The organism is Amycolatopsis minnesotensis (genome assembly GCF_039529815.1).
Taxonomy (GTDB): Bacteria; Actinomycetota; Actinomycetes; order Mycobacteriales; family Pseudonocardiaceae; genus Amycolatopsis; species Amycolatopsis minnesotensis.
Map to the genome: position 1 here is coordinate 22582 of NZ_BAAANN010000062.1, position 7680 is coordinate 30261.

Genomic DNA, 7680 nt, shown 5'->3' on the forward strand with positions numbered 1-7680 from the left:
GGGCGGGTGCGCGCGTCGTGCGCGCACCCGCCCTCCGTACCGGCTATCCGCCAGTGGCCGTCAGTTCACCGTCGCGGTGCTGAACCGCTCGTCGGTCAACGGGCTGGGGGTGATGCCCTTCACCTTCTCCGAAACGACCAGCGCCGAGGTCGGGTAGGCGACCGGAACCGCGGGCACGTACTCCATGATCTTCTTGTTGGCTTCCTGGTACGCCTTGGTGTGCGCCTCACCGGCCGCCGCGGCGTCCGCGTCGCCGAGTGCCTTGAACAGGTCGGCGTTGTCGAAGCCGAACTCGGTCTTCTTGCGGCCGAAGAACGTGCCGACGAAGTTGCCCGCGTCGTTGTAGTCACCGGTCCAGCCGAGCAGGTGGATGTCCTGCTTGCCCGCCTGCTGCACGTCGTCCTTGTAGCCACCGTTCCACGGCTTGGCGACGGGCTCGATGGTGACGCCGATCTTGCGCAGGTCCTCCGAGATCGCGGTGAACGTGTCCGCGGGGTTCGGCATGTACGGCCGGGTGACCTCGGTCGGGTAGTAGAACTTCAGCGTCAGGTTGCTCGCGCCGGCCTGGGCGAGGAGGTCCTTGGCCTTCGCCGGGTCGTACGGGTACTTCGTCACGTCGTCGGTGTACCCGGCGATGGCCTTGGGCACGAACTCGGTCGCGGGCTCGGACCCTTCGGCGAGCTTGCTCTGGGAGAACTGCGCGCGGTTGACACCGTAGGCGAGCGCCTGGCGCACCCGGACGTCGGCGAGCTTCGGGTTGTTCTTCTGGTTGATGCCGAGGTAGAGCACGCTGAACGAGGGGCGGATGAGCACCTGGTTCTTGTCGTTGCGCAGAAGGCCGTAGTCCGCGGGCGCCGGGTAGTCGTAACCCTGGATGTCGCCCGCCTTGAGCGCCTGCTTGCGCGCGTTCTCGTCCGGGATGACCTTGAAGATCAGCTTGTCGAGCTTGGCCTTCACCGCGCTCTGGTCGTTGCGGACCATGGTGATCTCGCCCTTGCCCTGGTCCCAGCCCTCGAGCTTGAACGGGCCGGTGCCGGAGACGTACTTGTAGGCGTAGTCGCTGTAGGTGAACGAGTCACCGGACTGCGTCACCTTGTCCGCGTCGTACTTCTTCATCGCGGTCGGGCTCTGCATCGCGAACGCGGGCAGGGTGAAGGCGGCCGGGAAGGCGCCCTTCGCCTTGGTCAGGTTGAGCACGGCGGTGGCCGGGTCCTTGGCCTCGCAGCTCTTGTAGACCGGGTCGCCGGTCGCCTTGCCCTCGTTGTGGGCGAAGCCCTCGAAGACGTCGCCGTAGTAGATCATCTGGCTCTGGGCGGCGGCGCCCTTCATGTTGTACCAGCGGTCGAAGTTGGCGCACACGGCCGCGGCGTCGAACACCGTGCCGTCACTGAACTTCACGCCCTGCTTGAGGTTGAAGGTCCAGGTCTTGCCATCGTTGCTCGGCGCCCACTTCTCGGCGAGCGAAGGCTCCAGCTCGGCCGTGCCCGCCTTGTTCTGGACCAGCGTGTCCAGGATCTGGCGGGTGACGCGGTAGGTCTCGCCCTCGTCGGTGAACGCCGGGTCGAACATCTTGGGGTTGCCGACGGTGCCGAAGACCATCGTGCCGCCGGTGCCACCCCCTCCCCCGGCGTCACGATCGGACGTCGCACAGGCGGTCATCGAGACCGCGAGCGCGCCAGCGAGCCCGATCAGGGCGATACGGCGCGTTCGGGCCACCCGCGTTTGGAGCATTTGGCACCCCTTGGGAGATGTTCGGTTAACAGTGCTGGTAGATACCAAACCGACCGAAAGCAAGCGACCTGCGCATGTCAGGCCGCCTCCCGTGCCGGCTTGCTTTCGGTCTCATTGGTAAGCCACCGTCCGGTCGGTCAGGAACGGACGAATCAACGGTGTGCTCGCCGACACTAGCCGGAAGTCGCCCCGCACTTAAGCACGTGAGGTTACGATCGCGCTACGTGGACCGGGTTTTCGCCCCTAAGGGCACGTAAACAATAACGGAACGTAGTTATTTGTGCCCGCTCTGCCCTTAGTTGGGCAGATCGACTAGGCCGATCGGGCTATCAGCACGTTTCGCGGTTTTGTCAACCGCGAACCATCCGCGTTCGAAGTTCTGCCACTCGCGAAGGTGCTCCCGGCTGCCCTCGCCGTCTCTCGCGACCGCCCGTTCGAGCCGTTCGCGTTCATCGGGTCCCCCGACCCAGCAGAGCAGCGAGAGAAAGCGCGAAATCGACGTTCTGCCCGCGGAAACGCCTTCGAAGATCAGCACGCGAGGCGGTGCCACGGCGACGAACTCGCCGAGTTCCGGTTCGCCGCGGCTCCAGACGACGCGCCGGTAGCCGCCATCGCGGCCTTCGCTGAACGGGATGAGCACACCGTCGGCGAATCTCGGCCACCACGCCACCGGATCGTCCCAGGTGGCGAAGTCGTCGGTGCTGAGCAGCAGGGTGCGCACGCGTTCGCCGAGCTGATCGGCGAGCACGCGCGCGATCGTCGACTTGCCGGCGCCGGACGGCCCGTCGACCGCGACCATCGTGACCGCGCCGAGCCGCGGCTCCAGGGTGAGGATGCGGTCGCGGAGCGGTGTCACAGCGCGCGGCGGCCGGAGAGCGCGCGCCCGAGCGTCAGTTCGTCGGCGAACTCCAGGTCGCCGCCCATCGGCAGGCCCGAAGCGAGCCGGGTGACGGACAGGCCGGGGAAGTCCCGCAGCATGCGCACCAGGTAGGTCGCGGTCGCTTCGCCCTCGGTGTTCGGGTCGGTCGCGATGATCACCTCGGTGACCTCCTCGCCGCCGATCCGCGCCAGCAGCTCGCGCATCCGGAGCTGCTCCGGCCCGATCCCGGACAACGGGTCGAGTGCGCCGCCGAGCACGTGGTAGCGCCCGCGGAACTCGCGCGTGCGCTCGACCGCGAGCACGTCCTTCGGCTCCTCGACCACGCAGATCATGCTGAGATCGCGCCGCACGTCGCGGCAGATCCGGCAGTTCTCCTGTTCGGAGACGTTGCCGCAGATCTCGCAGAACTGCACGCCCTCCTTGACCTTGCCCAGCACCTCCTGCAGCCGCCCGATGTCCGCGGGATCCGCGGCGAGCAGGTGGAACGCGATCCGCTGCGCGCTCTTCGGACCGACGCCGGGCAGCCTGCCGAGCTCGTCGATGAGGTCCTGGACTACGCCTTCGTACAACTAAGTCGCCTCAGCCGTCTCAGCCCGGCAGGCCGAAGTTGCCCAGATCGGGCATGCCACCGCCGCTGCCGAGGCCGCCCGCGAGCGGGCCGAGCTTCTCGCCCTGCAGCTTCTGCGCGCTGGCCGTGGCGTCGCGGACGGCGGCGACGACCAGGTCGGCCAGTGTTTCGGTGTCCTCGGGGTCGACCACCTTCGGGTCGATTTCGAGGGTGCGCAGCTCGAGGTCGCCGGTCACGGTCGCGGTGACGAGGCCACCACCCGAGGTACCGGTGACCTCGGTGCGCGCCAGCTCCTCCTGCGCGGAGACGAGCTGCTGCTGCATCTGCTGCGCCTGCTGCAGGATGGCCTGCATGTCGGGCATTCCACCGCCGGGTTGCACCATGTTCGGCTTCCGATCCTCATGTGTCGCTTGCACGTGCCTCCCAGCCTAGCCGCAGCCGGTGTGGCACCGTGTTGGCCGTGCGCATGGTTCCGGTACTGGCGATGACCGCCCTGCTGATCGCGGGCTGCGGCAGCGACGACGGCGGCAGCCAGAACAGCGCGCCGCCGCCGTCTTCCCCGTCTTCCGTGCCCTCGCCGCCGCCCGCCCGGCCCTCGCCGCCGCCGACTTCGGCCGTGCCCGCCGTGAACCAGCCGGTGGTGGTGCTCGACCCGGGGCACAACGGCGGCAACGGGACGAACGCGCGCGCGATCAACCGGCAGGTGCCCGCGGGCCGCGGGGAAACGAAACCGTGCAACACCACGGGCACCTCGACCAACGCCGGGTACGCCGAGCACGCGTTCACCCTCGACGTGGCGCGCAAGGTGAACGCCGCGCTGACCGTGCGCGGGATCCGGGTGGTGATGACGCGCCAGGACGACGACGGGATCGGCCCGTGCGTCGACGAGCGGGCGAAGATCGGCAACTCCGCTGGTGCCGCCGCGGTCGTGTCCATCCACGCCGACGGCTCGAACTCCGCCGGTGCCAAGGGATTCCACGTCGCCTACTCGTCGCCGCCGCTGAACGAGCAGCAGGGCGCGCCGTCGCGGAAGCTCACCGGAGCGCTGCGCGGCGGGATGCTCGCGGCCGGTTTCCCGACCGCGACCTACATCGGCAGCGACGGCGAAGCACCGCGCTCGGACCTCGCCGGGCTGAACCTGTCGACCAGGCCGTCCGCTTTGGTGGAATGCGGGAACATGCGCAACTCCGGCGAAGCCGCGTCGATGTCCACTTCGGACGGACGGCAGAAGTACGCGGACGCGATCACCGCCGGGATCCTGAAGTTCCTCGGCCGCTGACCCACCCGGCGGCACGCCCCGGATCGCGGCGGCCGAACGAAGTATCCCCTTCGTTCGCCTAGGGGACCCCCGGTTTCAACGCTACCGTGACGCACCGACAGTTTCGGACAGGTGCGGTGTGCCGCAGCGGCTTCGGGGCCACCGGCGGTGCGGGGTGGCGGCGCGATTCCGGTGCGTGGTCCGGCGCTCGGCCGGGCGGGTGGAAACACCGGCTCGCGGGTGTGCGCCCGGTTCGGCGGTTCCGGTGCTCAGGACGGCGGCTCGGCGCTCAGTCCAGGGGGCGGGCGCCGAGGTGTTCCTGGAGGAGCTTGTGCGCGGCCTCTTCGGCGTCCGCCGAAGGGGCCGGTGCCCCCGGCGGCAGGTCCGGGATCGGGCCGCCTTCCTCGGCGTGCATTTCCTCGTCCTCCGGCTCCGGCGGGAGCGGGATGTCCGGCTCCGGCAAGGCCTTCGGCTTCGGCGGCTGCTGCGCCTGCGGCTGGGGTGCCTGTGGTGGCGGGGGTGCCGCCTCCGGCGCGGGCGGCGCGGACGCGGACGGCCGCTGGTAGGAGCGGGCGGGCTGCTCGGGCTGCTGGGGAGCCTGCTTCGGCGCGGCGGGCGCGCTCGCCTTGGCCGCGGCGGTGCCGTGCACGCACCGCACCTTCCAGTTCCCGCCGAGCACTTCGCCGAGCGCGGCGGCGATCTTGTCCGCGTTGTGCTGCTCGGAAAGGCGGCGGGCCAGCGGTTCCGCGGTGTGCGTCAGCGTCACCTCGGCCCCTTCGACGCTGAGCACGGTCGCCTGCGTCAGCATCGCCTCGGTGCTGCGGCTGCTCTTGCGGATCGCGGCGAGCAACTGCGGCCACACCCGGCGCACCGCGGCCGCGTCGATCCCGCCCGCCGCGGCGGCTTCCGGCTCGGGTTCCGGCTGCGGAGCCGGTGGTTCCGGCGCGGGCGCGGGTTCCGGCGGCGGCGCGCTCTGCGGCACCGGGCGCGGCGGCAGGCTCGCCGCCTGCGCGGGCGCGGGTGCCTGCGGTTCCGGTGCGGGAGGCGCGGGTGGCGCGGATTCCGCCGGACGCTGCGAAGGCCGTTGGTACGACCGCTCCGGCGCCGCCTGCGGTGCCGGAGCCTGCGGGGCGGCCTGCTGGGGGGCGGCCTGCTGGGGCGCGCCCGCCTGCGGACCCGAAACCGTCGCCCGGCGTTCGAGCCGCTCGAGCCGGTGCAGCACGGCGGCTTCGTCGTCGGAAACGGCGGGCAGCAGCATCCGCGCGCACAGCAGTTCGAGCAGGAGCCTCGCCGCTGTCGCACCCCGCATCTCGAGCAGTCCGTTGTGGACGATCTCGGCGTAGCGGGACAGCGTGGCGAGCCCGATCCGCTCGGCCTGCGCGGCCATCCTCGCCAGCTCCTCCGACGGCGCGGCGACCAGGCCCCTGGTGCCCGCGTCCGGCACCGCGCGCAGGAGCACCAGATCGCGCAGGCGGTCGAGCAGGTCGGTGGCGAACCGGCGCGGGTCGTGCCCCGCCTCGGTGAGCTTCTCGACCGTGCCGAACACGGCGGTCGCGTCGTCCGCGGAGAGCCCGTCGACCATGTCGTCGATCAGGGCGACGTCGGTGACGCCGAGCAGCGACATCGCGCGCTCGTAGGTGACGCCGTCCTGGCCGGCGCCCGCGAGTAGCTGGTCCAGCACGGACTGGGTGTCCCGCGCGGAACCGCCGCCCGCCCTGATCACGAGCGGGAACACCGCGGGCTCCACCGGCACGCCTTCGGCCGCGACGTTGCGTTCGAGCAGCTCCCGCATCGCGCTCGGCGGGATGAGCCGGAACGGGTAGTGGTGCGTCCGCGAGCGGATGGTGGTGAGCACCTTGTCCGGCTCGGTGGTGGCGAAGATGAAGATCAGGTGTTCCGGCGGCTCTTCGACGATCTTCAGCAGCGCGTTGAAGCCCTGCGTGGTGACCATGTGCGCTTCGTCGATGATGAACACGCGGTAGCGGGACTCGGCGGGCGCGTAGAACGCGCGATCCCGGAGCTCACGAGCGTCGTCGACGCCACCGTGGCTGGCCGCGTCCAGCTCCGTGACGTCGATGCTGCCGGGGCCCTCCGGCGCGAGCGCGACGCACGAGGAGCACTCGCCGCACGGATCCGGCGTCGGGCCCTTGGCGCAGTTGAGCGAGCGCGCCATGATGCGGGCGCTGGACGTCTTGCCGCAGCCGCGCGGCCCGGAGAACAGGTACGCGTGGTTGATGCGGCCCGCGGCGAGCGCGGTGCGCAGGGGTTCGGTGACATGCTCCTGGCCGACGACCTCGGCGAAGGTCGCCGGACGGTACTTGCGGTACAGCGCGAGAGCCACGCCGCGAGACTACCGGCCGCCACCGACACCCCTGGCCCCGCCCGTCGGGGCTACTCCGCGCTCTTGCGGTCGTAGATCAGGCACAGCGAGCCCGAGCCCGCCGCCACCGACTCGGCGAGCGTCCACGACGAGGCGTCGATGCCGTCTTCGAACAGGCGCACGCCGCCGCCGGCCAGCTCGGGGCACAGCGTGATGCTCAGCCGGTCGACCTCGTTCGCGGCGAGCAGCGCCTTGATCACGCTGCCGCTCGCCAGCACGATGATGTCGCCGCCCTCGGTGTCGCGGAGCTGCTTGACCACCGACACCGGATCGCCGTCCGCGACGCGCGAGTTCGCCCACGGCGCGTCGGTCAGGGTCGTGGAGAAGACGATCTTTTCGACCGCGTTGAGCCAGCGCGAGAACTCCCGATCCTGCGGCGCGGCGTTCTCGTCGTCGGCGACCGCGGGCCAGAAGCCGCCGAAACCCTCGTAGTTCTTCCTGCCCAGCAACGCCGTGGTGGCCGGGCCGGTGACCTTGACCATGTGGTCGCGGGACTCCTCCGAGGTGGCGTGCGGAACGATCCAGCTCATATCGTAGTCGCCGCCCGCGCCGTTGACGCGGCCGTCGAGCGACAGGGAAATGTTGGCGACAACCTTGCGAGACATTTCGGGTTCCTCCAGGTGGTGGCACTCGGTGCGGTTGAGAGGAACTCTGCTCCGCGGCCCCACCGGGAACATCGGCCACCTGGCTGTGTTGTCTATCGGTCGTCAGAATTCGCGCTGCCAGGGCGCGGCTCCCAGATCGACCCGCCGGTTGGTCGCGGGGTGCGCCCTGCCATCGCAAATTCAGAGGGCCCAGGGGGCCCTGCGACCGACTTGCACGCTCCCGGCGCGCGGGGCGCGCCGGGTCGCCGGGTGGGTGGC

Annotated in this window: 7 protein-coding genes; 1 reads left to right on the forward strand and 6 read right to left on the reverse strand. The window is 70.5% G+C overall.

Features of this window, described 5'->3' with window-relative positions:
- Nucleotides 1-60: 60 nt before the first annotated feature.
- The 4 genes from ABD256_RS41575 to ABD256_RS41590 form a co-directional block, all read right to left on the reverse strand.
- Nucleotides 61-1731: an ABC transporter substrate-binding protein gene (locus tag ABD256_RS41575; RefSeq protein WP_344431486.1), complete on the reverse strand. Its 1671-nt coding sequence runs from the start codon at nt 1729-1731 to the stop codon at nt 61-63.
- Nucleotides 1732-2026: 295 nt separating this feature from the next.
- Nucleotides 2027-2530 (reverse strand): uridine kinase family protein, encoded by a 504-nt coding sequence (locus tag ABD256_RS41580; protein ID WP_425546612.1) that lies wholly within the window; start codon nt 2528-2530, stop codon nt 2027-2029.
- 53 nt (nt 2531-2583) lie between these two features.
- Entirely contained in the window at nt 2584-3180 is a 597-nt protein-coding gene (gene recR / locus ABD256_RS41585) for a recombination mediator RecR (RefSeq protein ID WP_344431489.1), read from the reverse strand.
- Between the two features lie 19 nt (nt 3181-3199).
- Complete coding sequence (locus ABD256_RS41590; protein ID WP_344431491.1) at nt 3200-3562, reverse strand: YbaB/EbfC family nucleoid-associated protein; 363 nt, start codon at nt 3560-3562, stop codon at nt 3200-3202.
- Between the two features lie 83 nt (nt 3563-3645).
- Here ABD256_RS41590 and ABD256_RS41595 point away from each other — a divergent pair, with 83 nt between their 5' ends.
- Complete coding sequence (locus tag ABD256_RS41595; protein WP_344431497.1) at nt 3646-4458, forward strand: N-acetylmuramoyl-L-alanine amidase; 813 nt, start codon at nt 3646-3648, stop codon at nt 4456-4458.
- Between the two features lie 268 nt (nt 4459-4726).
- Here ABD256_RS41595 and ABD256_RS41600 read toward each other — a convergent pair whose 3' ends face one another.
- Nucleotides 4727-6778: a DNA polymerase III subunit gamma and tau gene (locus ABD256_RS41600; protein WP_344431493.1), complete on the reverse strand. Its 2052-nt coding sequence runs from the start codon at nt 6776-6778 to the stop codon at nt 4727-4729.
- 50 nt (nt 6779-6828) lie between these two features.
- Nucleotides 6829-7422 carry a dihydrofolate reductase family protein gene (locus ABD256_RS41605; protein ID WP_344431495.1) on the reverse strand — a complete coding sequence of 198 codons (594 nt, stop codon included), beginning with the start codon at nt 7420-7422 and terminating at the stop codon, nt 6829-6831.
- Nucleotides 7423-7680 lie beyond the last annotated feature (258 nt).

What these genes read in the sequence shown, in the direction of transcription:
- ABD256_RS41575 (WP_344431486.1), bottom strand. Translation starts at nt 1,731, where the DNA reads ATGCTCCAAACGCGGGTGGCCCGAACGCGCCGTATCGCCCTGATCGGG.
- ABD256_RS41580 (WP_425546612.1), bottom strand. Translation starts at nt 2,530, where the DNA reads ATGGTCGCGGTCGACGGGCCGTCCGGCGCCGGCAAGTCGACGATCGCG.
- ABD256_RS41590 (WP_344431491.1), bottom strand. Translation starts at nt 3,562, where the DNA reads ATGGTGCAACCCGGCGGTGGAATGCCCGACATGCAGGCCATCCTGCAG.
- ABD256_RS41595 (WP_344431497.1), top strand. Translation starts at nt 3,646, where the DNA reads ATGGTTCCGGTACTGGCGATGACCGCCCTGCTGATCGCGGGCTGCGGC.
- ABD256_RS41605 (WP_344431495.1), bottom strand. Translation starts at nt 7,422, where the DNA reads ATGTCTCGCAAGGTTGTCGCCAACATTTCCCTGTCGCTCGACGGCCGC.